The 15,881-nt window shown below is 68.6% G+C and carries 16 protein-coding genes; 6 read left to right on the forward strand and 10 right to left on the reverse strand.

Annotation, left to right across the window (positions count from 1 at the left end):
• Nucleotides 1-101: 101 nt before the first annotated feature.
• On the forward strand, nt 102-1,418 hold the full coding sequence (locus tag NGM06_RS06035; RefSeq protein WP_254269409.1) for a sodium:calcium antiporter: 1,317 nt from the start codon (nt 102-104) through the stop codon (nt 1,416-1,418).
• Between the two features lie 63 nt (nt 1,419-1,481).
• On the opposite strand, the gene NGM06_RS06040 is transcribed toward NGM06_RS06035, so the two are convergent.
• From NGM06_RS06040 to hisB, 6 genes are all read right to left on the reverse strand, one after another.
• The gene (locus NGM06_RS06040) at nt 1,482-2,684 is read right to left on the reverse strand and encodes a hypothetical protein (protein ID WP_254269410.1); all 1,203 of its coding nucleotides are present in this window, start codon (nt 2,682-2,684) and stop codon (nt 1,482-1,484) included.
• Between the two features lie 87 nt (nt 2,685-2,771).
• Complete coding sequence (locus NGM06_RS06045; protein ID WP_254269411.1) at nt 2,772-3,416, reverse strand: IMPACT family protein; 645 nt, start codon at nt 3,414-3,416, stop codon at nt 2,772-2,774.
• Complete coding sequence (locus NGM06_RS06050; protein ID WP_254269412.1) at nt 3,409-4,590, reverse strand: AI-2E family transporter; 1,182 nt, start codon at nt 4,588-4,590, stop codon at nt 3,409-3,411. The genes NGM06_RS06045 and NGM06_RS06050 overlap by 8 nt, the downstream gene beginning before the upstream one ends.
• A 126-nt stretch (nt 4,591-4,716) precedes the next feature.
• Nucleotides 4,717-6,117: a PQQ-dependent sugar dehydrogenase gene (locus NGM06_RS06055; protein ID WP_254269413.1), complete on the reverse strand. Its 1,401-nt coding sequence runs from the start codon at nt 6,115-6,117 to the stop codon at nt 4,717-4,719.
• Nucleotides 6,118-6,629: 512 nt separating this feature from the next.
• Nucleotides 6,630-7,133 (reverse strand): TrpY family transcription regulator, encoded by a 504-nt coding sequence (trpY, locus tag NGM06_RS06060; protein ID WP_254269414.1) that lies wholly within the window; start codon nt 7,131-7,133, stop codon nt 6,630-6,632.
• A 299-nt stretch (nt 7,134-7,432) separates the two neighbouring features.
• Complete coding sequence (hisB, locus tag NGM06_RS06065) at nt 7,433-8,020, reverse strand: imidazoleglycerol-phosphate dehydratase HisB (protein ID WP_254269415.1); 588 nt, start codon at nt 8,018-8,020, stop codon at nt 7,433-7,435.
• A gap of 110 nt (nt 8,021-8,130) precedes the next feature.
• On the opposite strand from hisB, the gene NGM06_RS06070 reads away from it, so the two are divergent.
• The gene (locus tag NGM06_RS06070; RefSeq protein ID WP_254269416.1) at nt 8,131-8,310 is read left to right on the forward strand and encodes a hypothetical protein; all 180 of its coding nucleotides are present in this window, start codon (nt 8,131-8,133) and stop codon (nt 8,308-8,310) included.
• On the opposite strand, the gene hisA is transcribed toward NGM06_RS06070, so the two are convergent.
• Complete coding sequence (gene hisA, locus NGM06_RS06075; RefSeq protein WP_254269417.1) at nt 8,307-9,035, reverse strand: 1-(5-phosphoribosyl)-5-[(5-phosphoribosylamino)methylideneamino]imidazole-4-carboxamide isomerase; 729 nt, start codon at nt 9,033-9,035, stop codon at nt 8,307-8,309. The two genes, NGM06_RS06070 and hisA, sit on opposite strands and share 4 nt — an antisense overlap.
• A gap of 142 nt (nt 9,036-9,177) precedes the next feature.
• On the opposite strand from hisA, the gene NGM06_RS06080 reads away from it, so the two are divergent.
• The 4 genes from NGM06_RS06080 to NGM06_RS06095 all read left to right on the forward strand — a co-directional run bounded on the left by NGM06_RS06080 (nt 9,178) and on the right by NGM06_RS06095 (nt 11,868).
• Nucleotides 9,178-9,867, forward strand: coding sequence for an HAD family hydrolase (locus NGM06_RS06080; RefSeq protein WP_254269418.1), 690 nt, complete (start codon nt 9,178-9,180; stop codon nt 9,865-9,867).
• 78 nt (nt 9,868-9,945) lie between these two features.
• Nucleotides 9,946-10,320 (forward strand): hypothetical protein, encoded by a 375-nt coding sequence (locus tag NGM06_RS06085; protein ID WP_254269419.1) that lies wholly within the window; start codon nt 9,946-9,948, stop codon nt 10,318-10,320.
• Nucleotides 10,321-10,459: 139 nt separating this feature from the next.
• Nucleotides 10,460-11,506 carry an NAD(P)/FAD-dependent oxidoreductase gene (locus NGM06_RS06090; protein WP_254269420.1) on the forward strand — a complete coding sequence of 349 codons (1,047 nt, stop codon included), beginning with the start codon at nt 10,460-10,462 and terminating at the stop codon, nt 11,504-11,506.
• Nucleotides 11,507-11,586: 80 nt separating this feature from the next.
• On the forward strand, nt 11,587-11,868 hold the full coding sequence (locus NGM06_RS06095) for a DUF7964 domain-containing protein (protein ID WP_254269421.1): 282 nt from the start codon (nt 11,587-11,589) through the stop codon (nt 11,866-11,868).
• Nucleotides 11,869-11,901: 33 nt separating this feature from the next.
• Here the strand turns inward: NGM06_RS06095 and NGM06_RS06100 are convergent, their stop codons facing one another.
• From NGM06_RS06100 to NGM06_RS06110, 3 genes are read right to left on the reverse strand one after another with little or no spacing between them, the layout of a single operon-like run.
• On the reverse strand, nt 11,902-13,230 hold the full coding sequence (locus NGM06_RS06100) for a S1C family serine protease (RefSeq protein ID WP_254269422.1): 1,329 nt from the start codon (nt 13,228-13,230) through the stop codon (nt 11,902-11,904).
• A gap of 54 nt (nt 13,231-13,284) precedes the next feature.
• The gene (gene metX / locus NGM06_RS06105) at nt 13,285-14,547 is read right to left on the reverse strand and encodes a homoserine O-acetyltransferase MetX (RefSeq protein WP_254269423.1); all 1,263 of its coding nucleotides are present in this window, start codon (nt 14,545-14,547) and stop codon (nt 13,285-13,287) included.
• Nucleotides 14,544-15,869 (reverse strand): O-acetylhomoserine aminocarboxypropyltransferase/cysteine synthase family protein, encoded by a 1,326-nt coding sequence (locus NGM06_RS06110; RefSeq protein ID WP_254269424.1) that lies wholly within the window; start codon nt 15,867-15,869, stop codon nt 14,544-14,546. The genes metX and NGM06_RS06110 overlap by 4 nt, the downstream gene beginning before the upstream one ends.
• Nucleotides 15,870-15,881: the final 12 nt, after the last annotated feature.

The following is a 15,881-nucleotide window of genomic DNA, read 5'->3' on the forward strand; positions in this document are numbered from 1 at the left end:
CGGACGACTCCGGCGCGCTCGCCGGACGCGTGTAGAACTTTTCAACGGACTCGTCTACGCGGACTCGAAGCTACATGAGGCTCCGCGTGGTAGAACGGCACATGTCACACTGGGGGGTCGGCGTCGGGGTGGCCGTAGTCGCGTTGCTCGTCGTGGTCGTCGCGAGTCCGGTCGCGCCCGCGCTGGCACAGGACGGACAGGCGAGCGACGCCGCGGACGGCGACGAGGGCGAGGGCGGCATCGAGGGACTCGTCGAGAGCGCCGTCGCGGGACACGGACTGGTCGGCGCGGTACTCGTGCTCGCGGCGGGCGGTCTCCTACTGACCGCCAGCGTCAACCGACTCATCAGCTACCTGATGCGCGCGGCGTTCGGCCTGCGGGTGTCGCTGTTCGGTCTCGCCATCCTGTTCACCGGGGTCGAACTCGACGACACGGTGCTGGCGCTCGTCCTCTCGGGCGGGAACCTCGAAGGCGCGGCGCTCGGAACCGCGCTCGGGACGGCGCTCGCCATCGTCGGCGTCACGCTCGCCGTCGCCGCCGTCGTGCGACCGTTCTCCGTCGACCTGCCGACCGACTACCTCGTGCTGTTCGCGCTCGCGCCGGTGTTCGTCGTGCCGTTCGTCTTCGCGGGCACGCTGACGTTCGTCCACGGACTCCTGCTCGTCGGCGCGTTCGCTCTGGCGTTCGGTTACATCCTCGTCCGGGAGTACCGGCGCGACACGCCCGTCTTCCGCACTACCGACCTCGGCGCGTCGATACGCTCCGACGGGGGTGAGCGCGAGCGAAGCGAGCGCGATACTCATCAGGAAGCAGAGCGGACTGATGGCGGTGAGCGCGAGCGAAGCGAGCGCGATTCTCGTCGGGAAGCGGAGCGGACCGACGGCGGGGTTTCCGTGCCCTCTTCGGTGGCGGAGATTCCGGAGGACCGCGTGGTCGCGGGTCGCACCGGGGCCGGGTGGCTCTGGGTGACGCTGGCCCTCGTGGCGCTCGGGGGAATCGTCTTCGCCTCGATGCTGTTGGAGACGGGGTCGGGCGTCGTCGTGGCGGAGACGGGCATCGCGGGCACCGTCTTCGGCGCGACCGTGTTGACCGCCATCCTGACCTTCGAGGACGTGTTGCTCACGCTGGAACCCGTCCGGCGCGGCGTCCCCGAAATCGGCGTCGGAAACGTCCTCGGGAGCGTCCTCTTCTCGCTGACCGGCAACGTCGGCGTCATCATGCTGGTGAGCGACCTCACCATCTCGCGGTCGGTGCTGACGTTCCACCTCCCCGCGGTCGTCGTCGTCACCGCGCTCGCGGCCTACTTCCTCCGCGGAGGTCGAATGAAGCGGTGGCACGGTCTCCTCCTCGCCGGGTGCTACGTCGCCTACTGGGCCGTCGCACTCGTCGTCTTCGGCGGGGTTCCGCTGGGCGGATAAATCGGTCGGCCGCCGGTTCCGCTCCTCGGAGTCGGATTCCGAGCGCTCGGGTTCCGAACCCGGTTACGACGACGATTCGAGACCGCACTGGTCTTCGTAAACCATGGTCTCTCCGCAGGTCGTCGCGTTCATCTGTTGGGGATACGCGGGGTCGGCGAACCCCTCCCGATTCAACTTTTCTGCCGCGACGTTCGAGAGGTGCGTGTCGTCGGTGTAGGAGAGGAACCCCTTGCAGGTGTGCATCTCGCCGTTGCAGTCCTGTCCGCCGACCCGCCGGACCATGTTGTGGAGCATCTCGTGGACGATGGTCCGGGCGTAGCTTCGCTCGCTGGAGCGGTCGGTACCCTGCCACGGCCGGACGATGGCGGTCTTCGTCCCGCCCGCGTTACCGCCGCCCCGCACCGGAACGTCCTCCCCCGGAATCACGACGAGGAAGTGACTCCCGGTGTTCTCCCCGATGGTCTCGCGGTTGTAAAACTCCCGCATCGCCATGAAGCCGCTGACGCCGTGTGTCGTGGAACCGTCGTCGTGAACCCACTCGTCGATGGAGCGGTCGGTTCGCTGCTCGTCCGCGAGGTGGACGCGAATCCCCGTCTCACCGTCGGGATTCTCCACCAGCATCCCGGCGTACCACTGTTTCACCTGTGAGACCACGGACGACGGGAGTTCCTCGTCGGCGCCCTGGAGATAGAGAACGTGGACGAAGGCGTCCTTGTGGCGCGGGTCGGCCTCCGCGATACTCGCCCCCTTCGGGGTCGTGCCGCGGATTTCCCAGCCGTCCCGGAGATTGTCGCCGTCGGTGTCGCCCCTCGTCGGGTCCGTCGGGCCGTCTCGCTCTCTGGGGTCCGACAGACCGTCGCCGTCGCCGTCCTCGGCTGTCGGGTCCATCTTCGCTTCGGCCTCCGTCGCGTCCCCGATGCCGTCACCGTCGGTGTCCGGGCTGGTGGGGTCCGAGCGCTCCCATTCCACGGCGCTCTCCTCCGTGACCGCTCCGGTTTCACGTTCTCCCGCGCCTCGGTACTCCTCGTCGTCGGTTAGTCCGTCGCCGTCCGTGTCGGTCCGCGTCGGGTCCGACTCGAACGCTCCTTCCCGGTCGTCGTCGAGGCCGTCGCCGTCCGTGTCGGCCGCTAGTGGGTCAGTCTCGCCGAACTCCTCGTGGGTCGGAACGCCATCTCGGTCGGCGTCGAAGCCGAGGACTGCCCCAGTTGCGACGGCACTCCCAAGTACGACGGCGAGGAGAACCTGCGATAGGCCGGGTGTTCTCATGCGTGCGACCAGTAACCGTCTAAACAAAACGTTTCTGTCTCGATTCGGGTTCGAGACCGCCATGGATCTCGGGCCGGAAATTCTCGCTCACGCGTCGCCGTCGATGTCGGCCCGGCCGCTCGTCGCGCTCCGGATGCGGTCCCGGAGCGGTTCGGCCTCCTCGACCGGCACTCGGACCGCGAAGGCGACGCGCTCGGCGTAGTCGGCGTCGAACTCGGCACCGTCCGCGCTCTCCAGAATCCCGCGCACGGTCCCCGAGTCGTCGTACTCGACCGCGACCGAGAACCGCTCGTGGGGGCGCTCCTCGACGAGTCCGGCGTCCTCGATGGCGTCCTTGACGCCGCGGGAGTACGAGCGCGCGAGACCGCCGACGCCGAGGTTCGTCCCGCCGTAGTACCGGGTCACCACCGCGACGACGTTCTCGACGCCCTCCTGCTGGAGGACGTTGAGCGCGGGTTTGCCCGCCGACCCGGAGGGTTCGCCGTCGTCGTCGGCCCACTCCCGGAGCAGTCCGCCGCCGGACGCTCGCTCGCCGCCGTCGCCGGACTCACGCACCCGGTAGGCCGGGACGTTGTGGGTCGCGTCGTCGTACTCCGCTCGAACCTCGGCGACGAACGCCTCGGCCGCCTCGCGGTCCGCGGCGGGCGCGGCGTGGCCGACGAACTCCGACCCGCGAATCTCGAACGCCGCCCGGCCCCGGCCAGCGACCGTCCTGAACGTGTCTTCACCCATTCGTCTCGCCGTCGGCTTCGGTCTCGTCCGACTTGCCTCCGTCGGTCGTCACGTCGTCGGACGCCGCGTTCTCGGGCGTCGTCCCGAGCGACTCGGCCGCCTCGACCTCCCGGGTGACCGGGTCGCCGTGAATCAGTTCCGGCACCACGATTCGCGCGAGTTGGACGCCGAGGACGACCAACAGTGGACCGAGGAACAGTCCGTACCAGCCGAACAGCATGGTGCCGCCGATGTAGGCGAACACCATGAGTCCGCCGTGGACGTTCCGCCCCGCGATTATCGGCCGGAGTATCGCCACCGGGAGCAGGTCGAGGGCGAGAAAGCAGACCGCGAAGAACAGCATCGGGAACCAGAGCGGTCCCGACCCCGGTCCTCTCGTCGCCTGATACGTCAGGAGGAGTCCGACCGGCACGTAGACTATCTTCCCCACGACGAGCGGAACCAGCGTCGCCAACCCGGTCAACAGCGCGACAAGCGCCGGGGCCGGAACCGCGAGGTCCGGCGGCGCGACGACGTTCAGGCCGTTGTAGACCACCAGACCCAGCACCGTGACCGCGAAGACGGTCAGGACGTTCCCGACGTAGACCGAGTGGAGGTCCCGGTCCACCGCCAGCGCGTAGGTGTAGGCCGCCGACCCCTCGGACCCGAACTGGTCGCGATACCACGCCGCGAGTCGGCCGTCCTCGCGCAGGAGGACGAACGCCAGCAGCAGCGACAGGAAGAAGTGCGCCAGCGCGGTCGCCGCCGTCGAGAGCCCCGACACGACCGCCGAGAGCAACTCCTGACTGTTGGTCTGGGCGGGTCCGGGACCGAGGACTTTCTGGAGGTCCTCGACCAACGCCGTCGGCTTCTCGGGCGACCACGGGACGAACCGCGCGAACGACGAGGGGTCGCTCTCCGTCAGTTGACTCAGCTCCTGTATCCCGACCACGGCGGTGTAGCCGACCAGCAACACCACGGGCACCGTCACCAGAACCATGGTCAGGTCCGCGGCGGTGTCCGAGGAGAGGCGGCGGCGCAACCGCCTGTCGAGCGGTCGCATCCCGTAGTAGAGGAAGACGCCGAACACGACCGTCCCGACGAACGACCAGAGGACGAACGCGAGGAGTCCGAGCATCGCGGCGGTGAACGCCCACCACGCGAGGCGCTCTCGGTCCTCCGGGAGAATCGCCATGTGCTACTGTTGTCAGTCGAGCGGTAAAGGAGCGCGGGCCGACTCCCGGGTAGCGCGCCGAGCGTGGGGCGGTGGGCCGAGCACCCGGAACGGACTCAGCGAACGTCACCGGTTCGGCGCGGTCCCTCACTCGGCGGGGACGACCCGGTGGAGTCCGCCGCCGTCGCTCCCGCTTCCGAGGACGTAGAGTTCGCCGTCGGGGGCGCGGCCGAACGAGTAGACCCGGCCGACCTTCTCGGCGTCGTCCCCGGCCACCGGCAGGACGCGGGTCGGCCAGAGACCGCCCTCGGTGGGCGTCGCGGCGAACAGTCGCCCGTCGGCCGACAGGTCGGCGAAGACGTACGCGCCGGTCAGGTCCGGGAGCGCCGACCCGCGGTAGACGTGGCCGCCGATGACCGAGACGCCGCTGACGCCGTCGCCCGAGTGGGGATACTCGATGACGGGGTCGACGAGCGGTTCGCCGCCGCGGACGCCGTCGGGCGTGCGGTCCGGGCAGTCGTCGGCGGAGTAGCAGTGGGTGCCCTCTTTGACGTTCCAGCCGTAGTTACCGCCCTTCTCGACCAGACTCACCTCCTCGTAGCCGCTCTGGCCCACGTCCGCGACGAGCAACCGCCCGCGGTCGAACGCCATCCGCCACGGGTTCCGGAACCCCCACGCGTAGTGTTCGGGGAGTCCAGCGCCGCCGCCCGCGAAGGGGTTGTCCTCGGGGATGGCGTAACTTCGGCTCCCCGACGCCTCGCCGTCTGCGGTTTCACCGCCTCCGTTTCGAGGCGTCTCCGACGCCTCGCTATCCACGTCGAGTCGGAGGACGCTCCCGAGCAGGTTCTGGGTCACGTCCTGCCCGTTGCCGCCGGGGACGGCGTCGTACCAGTCCTCGACGTGACCCGCCCCTCGGTCGCCGCCGGACCCGCCGTCGCCGACGCCGACGTAGAGGTAGCCGTCCGGTCCGAAGAGGACGGACCCGGCGTTGTGGTTGCCCTGCGGTTCGGGAATCTCCAGAATCGTCCGCTCGGAGTCCGGGTCGGCCTGCGTCCCGTCGCCGGTCGCCTCGAACTCCGAGAGGACGAACGTGTGGTCGTAGTCGTCGGGCGTGCCCGAGCGCGGGGGCGCGCTGTAGCGCACGAACCCCCGGCGATTCTCGGCGAACTCCGGGTGGAGCGCGATACCGAGCAGACCGGTCTCGCTCCCGACCGTGACCGTCTCGCGCAGGTCGAGGAACGGGTCGTCGCGCAGGCCGTCCGACCCGTGGACGAAGACGCGGCCCCGCTGGTCGGCGACGTACCGCAAGTCGGCGTCGGGCGCGAACGCCACGTCGAGGGGCACCTCGAACCCGGTCGCCAGCGTTTCCAAACCGACCGACTCGGGGAGCGACTCGACTGCGGTCGTGGTTCCGCCCGCGCCCGAATCGGTCGTCGCCTGCCCGCTCCCTGCCGGTCCGTCGGCCGACTGCGAGCACCCGGCGAGTCCCGTCGCCGCGCTCCCGGCCGCCAGCGCGAGGAACTGTCGTCTGTTCGAATCGAAGGTCATGCCAGTGGTCTAGGGACGAAAACGGAAATAGCTGGGCGCGCTGGGTGAGACACTGACTGCTCGAAACGCTCAGTAGGACCCTCCGTTAGGCACATATCGGTGCGGTTTGGAGTCGCGGTACGGTTGCTGTCGCTCCTTGGAGTTGCCGATAGCTAGCGTCTTTGCGCCCGTCCTCTCCGCCGTGAAGTTGGTTCTCCCGTCCGAATATCGGTCCGACCTCGTGAACTGTGCGCCTCACCCCGAAACGAGCCACAGAAGGCCGGGGATGACGAGCATCGCACTCCAGATGTATCGGAAAACCACACCTGACCGCTACTCGGCTCCGGGTCTTTGGCACCGACGTTCCGCATCTTTGCGAACGGTTCCGGATGCCGAACTGCTACTAGTCCGAGGACGATTACGGGGACGGCGAGCGGTTCCATCACCACTTTCTCGACATTCTCCTGATGAATATCTTTCCCTCGATGAGAAGCCCTGCAGTTAGAACCGCGGACGAGGAAGTACTGTCGGAACTACTTCAGTTCGATTTTGTGAACGAAGTCGAGGTTCTTCAACTCGTTCAGCACGTCGCCGGGCACGTCGTCGTCGGTGACGATGTAGAGGCGGGGTTCGTCGGTGAACTCCGGGTCCTCGCTGACTGTCTGGCGAATCGAGATGTCGTTCTCGGCCAGCATGGTCGTGACCGTCGCGACGATGCCGGGTTGGTCGGCGTCGTTCACGTTGACGGTCAGGACGTTCAGGTCGAGGACGGGCGCGAGGTCCATCAGACTCGGAATCGAGGAGATGTTCTGGAAGATGCGGCGCAACTCCTCGTCGGCGAGGATGGCGTCGGTGGTCGAGTCCACGACCCGGCGGTCCACGTCGATTTCGCGGGCGATTTGGGTGTTCGGAATCTCGATGGACCCGGAGACGACCCGCCCGTCGTCGTTGACCGAGAACCCGCGTTCGAGGAGCAGGCGGATGACCGCCTGCTGGGAGGGGCTTCCCTCGAACTTCTGCATTATCTCGTCGAACATCTATCTGGTAGGTATGGGGTAGGGAGGGGTTTAGTCGTTGTCTCTCGGAACTGGGCTTGTGGGACGTACTCCACAGTAGCCTGACCGTCGCACAAGAAGTCGAGCGGTGAACGTAGGCTAGCTACAGGCTTGAGCCTATCATACCGCCAACTGCACCGCCACCGCGGGCCACACCCTCCCCAACCGATTGCGGTCCTCGGTCTTCGCTCCGCTCCGACCTGCGGTCCTCATCCCTCGCACGGAATTGGCGCGACACGAGGTCGCGCCAGCGCGCGCCGGTTCGGAAACTCGATAGCGCGCTACAACTTCCCCTTCGTACTCGCCACGTCGCTCCGCCTATCGTCGATGCGCGTCGCGTCGTCCAGCGCTCGCGCCAGCGACTTGAACATCGCTTCGATTTCGTGGTGGGCGTTCTCGCCCTCGACGCTCACGTGGAGCGTCAGTCCGGCGTTCGTGGCCAGCGAGCGCGCGAAGTGCTTGGCCATGTGGCTGGTCATGTCGCCCACGCTGGCCTGCGAGAACTCCCCGTCGAACTCGAACAGCGGGCGGCCGCTCACGTCCACGACGACGCCCGCGACGGCCTCGTCCAGCGGGACCTTCCGGTCGGCGAATCGCACGATGCCGCGCTTGTCGCCCAGCGCCTCTTCGAGGGCGTCGCCGAGCGTGATGGCCACGTCCTCGACGGTGTGGTGGTCGTCGATTTCGAGGTCACCGTCGCAGCGCACCGTCAGGTCGAACAGGCCGTGCTTGGCGAAGCTTTCGAGCATGTGGTCGAAGAAGCCGACGCCCGTCTCGACCGTGGCGTCGCCGTCGCCGTCCACGTCGAGGGTCACCTCGATGTCCGTCTCGGCGGTCTCGCGGGTCACCGCGGCGGTTCGGTCGCTCATACCCGACAGTTAGCCCCCAGCCACAAGGTCGTTACCTTCGGGCGCGTCGGAGATGACGAACGTCTGACAAAGTTATATGTGGCTGCTCACGGTACAGTTGTCCAGTAACGATGCGAAAAATCGACGTACTGACGCTGCTCGGCCTACTGCAAGGGAGTCTGCTGTCGCTCGGCGACGGCGCGGTCGTGGGCGTTCCGCTGTTCGCCGCCAGCGCGTACATGTTGGCGAAGCGGCGAGCGCGACCGACTCGGGAGCGCGTGACGAGCGCCGCGGCCGCACTCTCGCGCTAACTCGACTTCGCTTCTTCGAGCGTGAACTCGCCCTCGTAGAGCGCGGTCCCGACGACGACCGCCGCGGCCCCCGCGTCGCGGAGCGCGCGAACGTCCGCGAGCGTGGCGACGCCGCCCGACGCCACGACCGGGATATCGACCGCTTCGACCACCTCGCGTACCCGGTCGGTCTGGACGCCAGCGAGTTGCCCCTCCACGTCCACGTCGGTGAACAGAATCGCGCCCGCGCCCAGTTCCTCGTAGCGCGCCGCGGCCTCTGCGGGGTCGAGACCCGTCCCCTCGGTCCACCCCGAGACGACGACTTCGCCGTCCTTGGCGTCGAGGCTGACCGTCACCGACCCGGGATACTCCGCGGAAATCTCCTCGACTATCTCCGGGTTCTCGACCGCCGCGGTGCCTAGAATCACGCGGTCCACGCCGCGTTCGAGCAAGTCCGTGGCGTCCGCGGCGGTCCGAATACCGCCGCCTAACTGCACGTCGATATCTTCTCCGACGGCGTCGAGGACCGCCTCGACCGCGTCGGCGTTCGCTCGCTCGCCCTCGAACGCGCCGTCGAGGTCCACGAGGTGGAGCGTCTCCGCGCCCTGCTCGACCCACCGCCGGGCCGCCTCGACGGGGTCGCCGTAGGTCTTCTCGGTGCCGCGCTCGCCCTGCACCAACTGGACGACCTCGCCGTCCTGCATATCGACGGCGGGGACGACCTCGAACTCGGGGAAGTGTGTCATGGGGGTCGATAGGCGGAGCGGCGGTTAAAGGCTCACCCTTCGCCCGTCGTCCTTCTTCCCGTGCTATTCGCCCGTCGTCTTCCGTCTCGCGCTACCTGCGCCTTCCGGTCGTTTCAAGCCCCCGGCAGACGAACCCCCGGCCATGTCACTGGTCGCGTTCGACTTCGACGGGACGCTGTCGGACTCGGAGATGACGGTCCTGCTCGGCGAACAGAAGGGAGTCGCCGACGAGATGGCCGACATCACCGAGCGAGCGATGAACGACGAAATCAGCTACGCCGAGAGCCTCCGCGACCGGGCCGCCCTGCTGGAGGGCCTCCCGGAAGCCGACGCCGAGGACGCCTTCGAGGAGGTGTACCTCCGGCCCGACGCTGGTACGGTCATCCGTGAGTTGAACGAGGCGGGCGTGACCACCGCCATCCTGACCGGCGGGTTCGAGCGCGGCGTCGAAGTCGCGCTGGAGCGCGAGGGCGTCTCGGTCGATACCATCGTCGCCAACCGCCTGCCGGTCGCGGACGGCGAAAGCGAGGCGGGAAGCGCCTCGGGCGACGCGAGCGGGCAACGCCCGCGAGCACTCACCGGCGAGGTCGAAGGCCCGCTCATCGAGGGCACGAAGGACGACGCGCTCGAACGCCTCGCCGGAGAGCGCGAAATCGACATCCGCGACACCGTCGCGGTCGGCGACGGCGCGAACGACCTCCCGATGCTGGAGGTCGCGGGTCTCGCGGTCGGGTTCTCGCCCAAGCCCGCGGTTCGGCCCTCCTGCGACGTGACGGTCTCCACCATGGAGCGACTCCGAGAGGTGTTCGACGAGGAGGGACTGCTGGACTGACGCGCGGTCGATACGAAGTCCTCATCGCTCGTCGGGTTAGCGAGGTTACAAATATGGTCCGCCGATAACGTACCCGGAATGCGATCTAGACGCGCATTTCTGATTTCCCTGCTGGCGGCGACTGTCAGCGCTGGCTGTTCCTCACGCCCGCGGCCGGACCCGATCGAACTCACCGTCCGTAACAGCGGAACGGACCCGTATCGAGTCCGTATCGTCCTCGACGAGGTAGAGAGTGACCGGACTTTTAGCGAGGAAATCACCGTCGCGGCGGGCGACGTCGCCGAACTCTCCGCGTTCCCGCGGTACCGCGGGGTACACGCCAAGGTGTTCGTGAACGGTTCGATAGCGTTCGAGAGGACGTACACCTCCGGTCCGTCGTGTTCGTCCCGAGAGTTCTCCGTCGATGTCGGAACGGACGGCTACGTCACCCTGTTAGACGGGACGTGTGTATAGCGTTCGGTCCACGAACGACGCGCCACGTGGCCCTGATGCAAATCGGACGAGCATCTCACGGCAGGACCGACTCGGAACCGTCCGAGTTCGGCGCCGACAGACACGCAACTTTTCTTCGGTCGGGCCGAACCCACGATTCATGACCCGAATCGCCGTCGTGGGCGCGGGCGTGGCCGGACTCGGGGTCGCGTACGCGCTCCGCGAGACCGACGCCGAGGTTACCGTCTTCGAGCGCCGCGAGTCGGTCGGCGGCCGGGCGGCGACCCGCCGCCGCGACGACTGCGTCTACGACGTGGGGGCAAACTACTGCAAGGACGACGACGAGCGCGTCACCGGCCTGCTGGCCGGGGAACTCGCCGACGGACTCGTCGAGACCGAGGGACCGGTTTGGACCTTCGACGCCGACGGCGAGATATCCGAGGGCCGAGGCGACGACGCCCCGAAGTGGACCTACCGCGAGGGACTGGCCGCGCTGGGCGACCGACTCCGCGAAGCCAGCGGAGCGACTGTCAGGACGGGGACCGAGGTCGCGGCGCTCGCCCGCGAAAGCGCGGCCACCGGGTCGGAGAGCGACGGTTGGCGCGTCGAGACCGACTCCGGCGACGAACTCGCGGCCGACGGACTCGTCCTGACCCCGCCCGCGCCGACGACCGCTTACCTGCTCGACCGGGCCGACTGGAACGACCCGCTCCGCGGGGACCTCGTGGACGCCGCGGCGGACGTGCCCTACCGGACCCTGCTCTCGGTCGCGCTCCACTACCCATACCGCGCGGACCTGCCCTACTACGCTCTCGTGAACGCCGACAAGGACCACGACCTCGGCTGGGTTTCCCGCGAGGAGTGCAAGCCCGGTCACGTCCCCGGAGGCGAGAGTCTGCTCGTCGTCCAGCCCTCCCCCGAGTGGTCGCGGAACCGCTACGACGACGCCGACGACGAAATCGCGGTGGCGGCCGCCGACCGGGTCGCCGAACTGCTGGACGACCCCGACCGCTACCAGTTCGACTGGGCAGACGTGGTGCGGTGGCGCGACGCGCTCCCGGATTCGGGGGCCGACCGCGCGACCCTCGACCGCGGGGCCGACGCCGACCTCTTCTTCGCTGGCGACTGGGTAGTGGGCGAGGGTCGAGTTCACGCCGCGCTCCGGTCCGGACTGGAAACCGGCGAGCGAATCGCCGAGACGCTCTGAACGGCTCCTTTCAGTCTCGACTCCGCTCGGAACCGTTCGGAATGGCGGACCTTTTTGGGACGCCGCGTCAATCGACGGCCATGTCCGAACCCGGCGTCTTGGAGTCGCTCCCCGACCGTTCGATGAAGCGGTCCGAAGTGGAGGAACTCGGCGAGAGCGACGCGGTCGATTGGGTCGCGGTTCTCCGGACCGGAAACGGTCCGCGACGAAACATGGTCAACGCGTGGATTATCGAGACCAGCGGGACCGCACACGTCCTGCTGTACGAACTCGACGGGTGGGTCTCGCAGGGGTCGTTCGACCCAGATGGGCTGACCGCCGACGAGAAACTCGAACGCGGCGAAGACGTGCTGGACTTCTGAGTCCGTCGGCGGTTTCCGTTCTCACTCGGCGGTCTACGGTCCCGTGGCGTTCGTCCGCGCGGCGTCCGCCGCCGACGCGGGTTGGACGACGGTGGTGGTGGGCGTTTCGGTCGTGGTCTCGGTCGTCGTAGTCGTCTGCGTCGTGGTCGTCCCCGGCGTGGTCGTCCGCGGTTGCGCCGGAATCGACGGCCGTTCGCCGAGCGTCACCTGCACCGTCCGATTCGCGCCGTCCCGAAGCACTGTCAGGTTCACCGTCTCGCCCGGTCGCGTTTCGAGCAGCAGGAACGTCAGCAGGTCCTCCGTGTCCTCGATGGTCCGCCCGTCGGCCGCGAGGATGACGTCGCCGTCGTACGGCAGACCGGTCCGCTTGTCGATGGCCGGTGCCGGTCGCAGCACCTCGGCGGCCGGACTGTCCGGCACGACGTCGGCCACCATCACGCCCCGGACCACGCTGAGGTTGTTCACCTCGGCGAGCGTCGGCCCGACGGAGACGGGTCGAATCCCGAGGAACGAGTGACGGTAGGTCCCGGTCTCGACGAGCGCCGGAACGACCTCCCGAACCACGCTGGCGTCGATGGCGAAGTTGATGCCCGCGTCGAGGGGACCGGCACCGGCGTAGTTCACGCCGACGACCCGCCCCTCGCAGTTGACCAGCGCCCCGCCGCTGTTCCCCGGATTCACGGCGGCGTCTACCTGTATCGTGTTCGGGATGACGCTGGTGAGGTTGTGCTGGTACTGGACCGTGACGGCCCGCTCGGTGCCGCTGACGACGCCGGTACTTATCGACTCTTCGAGGCCGAGCGGGTTCCCGAACACCGCGACGGGTTGCCCGCGCTCGACCGATTGTCGCGCGAGTTCGAGCGCAGTGGCCGATTCGGGCGCGTTCTCGACGCTGAGTACCGCGAGGTCCGTCGATAGGTCCGCCCCGACGAGTTCGGCCTCGCGCCACCGACCGCCGGCGAACTGCACGTCGTACTCGGTCGCGTTGAACGCGACGTGCCAGTTCGTGACGACGTACGCCGTCGAGCCCTCGATTCGGTACACCCACCCCGACCCGCCACCGAGGACGCCCGTCTCGTTCGAGGCGTTGATGGCGACGGTCCCGTTCGACACCCTGTCGTACAACTGCCGGTAGTTACAGGTCGCTTGCCGCCGGTTTACCGCCGCGTCCGCACGGAACGCACCGGAAGATACCGCCGCGTCGCTCGCCGGTGCCTGCGATGCGACGTCCGCGCTCGCTCCCGCTCTCTCGGACGCGTCGCTCGGTTGCGCGTGCTGTGCTCCCGGACTCGTCACTCCGCCGACGGACCCCGCGCTCATCAGTGCGAGGACGAGAAGTCCCGCGAACAGTCGGTTCCCCATTCCCGACGAACGACGCGACGGCGACGGTAATGAAAGTACGGGACCCCGAACAGGTTAATCGCCGAACAGGCTGGCGTGGACCGGCGCGAACTCGCGCTCGTCGGCGTCGCTGACCGCCCGGCCCTCGACGCCCGCCGCGAGGAAGTCCCGAATCGGCGGGCCGACTTCCTCGGGTTCCACGAGGAAGGCGTCGTGGCCGTGGTCGCTCTCGACGACGTGGTTGGCGACGTCCACGCCCGCCGTCTCGAACGCCGCCGAGAGGCGCTCGGCCTGTTCGACCGTGAAGTGCCAGTCGCCGGTGAAGCTGACCACCAGCGCCTCGCCGGAGAACCCGGCGAGCGCGTCGGCGTCCGAGTCGTAGCCCGACGAGAGGTCGTAGTCGTCCATCGCCCGCGTCAGGTAGAGGTAGCTGTTGGCGTCGAACCGCTCGACGAACTTCTCGGCCTGATAGTCGAGGTACGACTCGACTTCGCGGTAGGGGAAGAAGTCGCCCGCGGGGTCGCCCGGCGCGAAGGCGTCGGCCATCGCGGCCCGGCCCGCCGACCGCCTGCCGAACTTCCGGTCCATCGACTCCTTCGAGAGGTAGCTGACGTGGCCCAACTGGCGCGCGACGGCGAGGCCCTCGTCCGGTTCGCCCCGTTCCTCGGCCTCGGACTCGCCCGAGGAGTCCCCGGTCGCTTCGTCTCCGGCGATGTCGTAGTAGTCGCCGCCGTTCCAGTTCGGGTCGGTCGTGATGGCCCGGCGCGCGACGGCGTCGATGGCGAGCATCTGGGGGTCGAGTCGCGCCGCGGTGGCGACCGGAATCACGCGGTCCACGCGCTCCGGGTAGCGCTTGGCCCACTCCAAGACGTTCATGCCGCCGACGCTCCCGCCCACGACGGCGTGGAGCGGGCCGACCCCGAGGTGGTCGAGCAGGCGGGCCTGCGCGCGGGTCCAGTCGCCGACGGTCACGGCCGGGAAGTCGGTGCCGTAGGGTTCGCCGGTCTCGGGGTCGATGCTGGCGGGACCGGTCGTGCCGTAGCACGACCCCGGCACGTTCGCGCAGACGACGTAGTACTCGCGGGTGTCGATGGCCTTGCCCGGACCGACCACGTCGCTCCACCACGCCGCGGCCTGTCCGCCCGTGCCGTTTCCGTCCGCGGGGTCGCCCCGCTTCGGCCCGGTCACGTGGGCGCTCCCGGTCAGGGCGTGACAGACCAGCACCGCGTTGTCGCCGTCGTACTCGCCGTAGGTCTCGTAGGCGACTTCGAGCGGGACCGACCGGCCGCACTCGAACTCGAACGCCCCGAGGTCGGCGGTGTCGCGGGTGCGGTTCATGTTCCGTCTGTCGCTCCTGTCGCGTCGCTCGTCGATTCCTCGATGGCGCGCTCCACGTCGGCCAGCAGGTCGGCGGGGTCCTCGATGCCGACCGAGAGCCGAATCAGGTCGGGCGAGACCCCGGCGTCGCGCTGTTCCTCGCGCGACAACTGGGCGTGGGTCGTGCTTGCGGGGTGGATGACGAGGGTCTTGGCGTCGCCGACGTTGGCGAGGAAACTGGCGAGTTCGACGTTCTCGCAGAACCGCTTGCCCGCCTCGAATCCTTCTTCGAGTCCGAACGCTATCATGCCGCCGTAGCCGCCCTCCAGATACTCGCTGGCGTTGTCGTGCGTTTCGTGGCTCTCTAGCCCGGGGTACGCGACCCACGCCACGTCGTCGCGGTCCGCGAGGTACTCCGCCAGAATCGCGGCGTTCTCGCAGTGGCGCGCCATCCGGAGCGGGAACGACTCGATGCCCTGTATGGTCTGCCACGCGTCGAACGGCGACTGCTGGTTGCCGAGGCTCCGGAGCGCGCGGAACCGGGCCGCGGCCGCGAGCGGCGCGTCCGGGAAGTCCGCCGAGAAGTCGGTGCCGTTGTAGGCCGGATTCTCTCCCGCGAGTTCGGGGTAGTCGTCGGCGTGGGCCTGCCAGTCGAAGCTTCCGCCGTCCACGAGGACGCCGCCGACCGTGGTACCGCTCCCGTGGAGCCACTTCGTGGTGGACTCCCAGACCGCGTCCGCGCCGTGTTCGAGGGGCCGACAGAGCGCGGGCGTGGCGAAGGTGTTGTCCACGACAAGGGGCGCTCCGGCGTCGTGGGCGATGTCGGCGACGCGCTCGAAGTCCGGCGTCACCAGCGAGGGGTTGCCGATGGTCTCGACGTGGACGAACGCGGTGTCCTCGTCCACGGCCTCCTCGTAGGCCTCGTAGTCGAGGGTGTCCACGAACCGGGGTTCGACCCCGCGCTTGCTCGCGTTGTGGCTGAGGTGGGCAGTGGTCCCGCCGTAGGTGTCGGTCGAGCAGACCACGTTGTCGCCTTGCCCGGCGAGGACGAGGACCAGCGAGTCGAAGGCGGCCATCCCGCTCGCGGTGGCGACCGCCCCCGCGCCGCCCTCCAGCGAGGCGACGCGCTCTTCGAGGGCGCGAGTCGTCGGGTTCGAGATGCGCGAGTAGACGTCGCCCTCGGCGTCGAGCGCGTAGAGGTCCGCGGCGCGGTCGGCGTCGCCGAACTGGTAGGAGGTCGTCTGGTAGATGGGCGGCGCTCGCGCCCCGGTCGCGGGGTCGGCCCCGTACCCCGCGTGGAGGCTTCGCGTGTCGAAGCGCGGCTGGTCGTCCTCGGAGGTCATGTACTACACTCA

It is taken from the genome of Halorussus aquaticus, assembly GCF_024218795.1.
Classification (GTDB): Archaea; Halobacteriota; Halobacteria; order Halobacteriales; family Haladaptataceae; genus Halorussus; species Halorussus aquaticus.

Coding starts and splice junctions, on each gene's coding strand:
- hisB (WP_254269415.1), bottom strand. CDS start 8,020: ATGAGCGACCGAACCGCCGCGGTGACCCGCGAGACCGCCGAGACGGAC.
- trpY (WP_254269414.1), bottom strand. CDS start 7,133: ATGTTCGACGAGATAATGCAGAAGTTCGAGGGAAGCCCCTCCCAGCAG.
- NGM06_RS06050 (WP_254269412.1), bottom strand. CDS start 4,590: ATGGCGATTCTCCCGGAGGACCGAGAGCGCCTCGCGTGGTGGGCGTTC.
- NGM06_RS06070 (WP_254269416.1), top strand. CDS start 8,131: ATGCGAAAAATCGACGTACTGACGCTGCTCGGCCTACTGCAAGGGAGT.
- NGM06_RS06080 (WP_254269418.1), top strand. CDS start 9,178: ATGTCACTGGTCGCGTTCGACTTCGACGGGACGCTGTCGGACTCGGAG.
- NGM06_RS06085 (WP_254269419.1), top strand. CDS start 9,946: ATGCGATCTAGACGCGCATTTCTGATTTCCCTGCTGGCGGCGACTGTC.
- NGM06_RS06040 (WP_254269410.1), bottom strand. CDS start 2,684: ATGAGAACACCCGGCCTATCGCAGGTTCTCCTCGCCGTCGTACTTGGG.
- NGM06_RS06095 (WP_254269421.1), top strand. CDS start 11,587: ATGTCCGAACCCGGCGTCTTGGAGTCGCTCCCCGACCGTTCGATGAAG.
- NGM06_RS06090 (WP_254269420.1), top strand. CDS start 10,460: ATGACCCGAATCGCCGTCGTGGGCGCGGGCGTGGCCGGACTCGGGGTC.
- NGM06_RS06110 (WP_254269424.1), bottom strand. CDS start 15,869: ATGACCTCCGAGGACGACCAGCCGCGCTTCGACACGCGAAGCCTCCAC.
- NGM06_RS06045 (WP_254269411.1), bottom strand. CDS start 3,416: ATGGGTGAAGACACGTTCAGGACGGTCGCTGGCCGGGGCCGGGCGGCG.
- NGM06_RS06100 (WP_254269422.1), bottom strand. CDS start 13,230: ATGGGGAACCGACTGTTCGCGGGACTTCTCGTCCTCGCACTGATGAGC.
- hisA (WP_254269417.1), bottom strand. CDS start 9,035: ATGACACACTTCCCCGAGTTCGAGGTCGTCCCCGCCGTCGATATGCAG.
- metX (WP_254269423.1), bottom strand. CDS start 14,547: ATGAACCGCACCCGCGACACCGCCGACCTCGGGGCGTTCGAGTTCGAG.
- NGM06_RS06035 (WP_254269409.1), top strand. CDS start 102: ATGTCACACTGGGGGGTCGGCGTCGGGGTGGCCGTAGTCGCGTTGCTC.
- NGM06_RS06055 (WP_254269413.1), bottom strand. CDS start 6,117: ATGACCTTCGATTCGAACAGACGACAGTTCCTCGCGCTGGCGGCCGGG.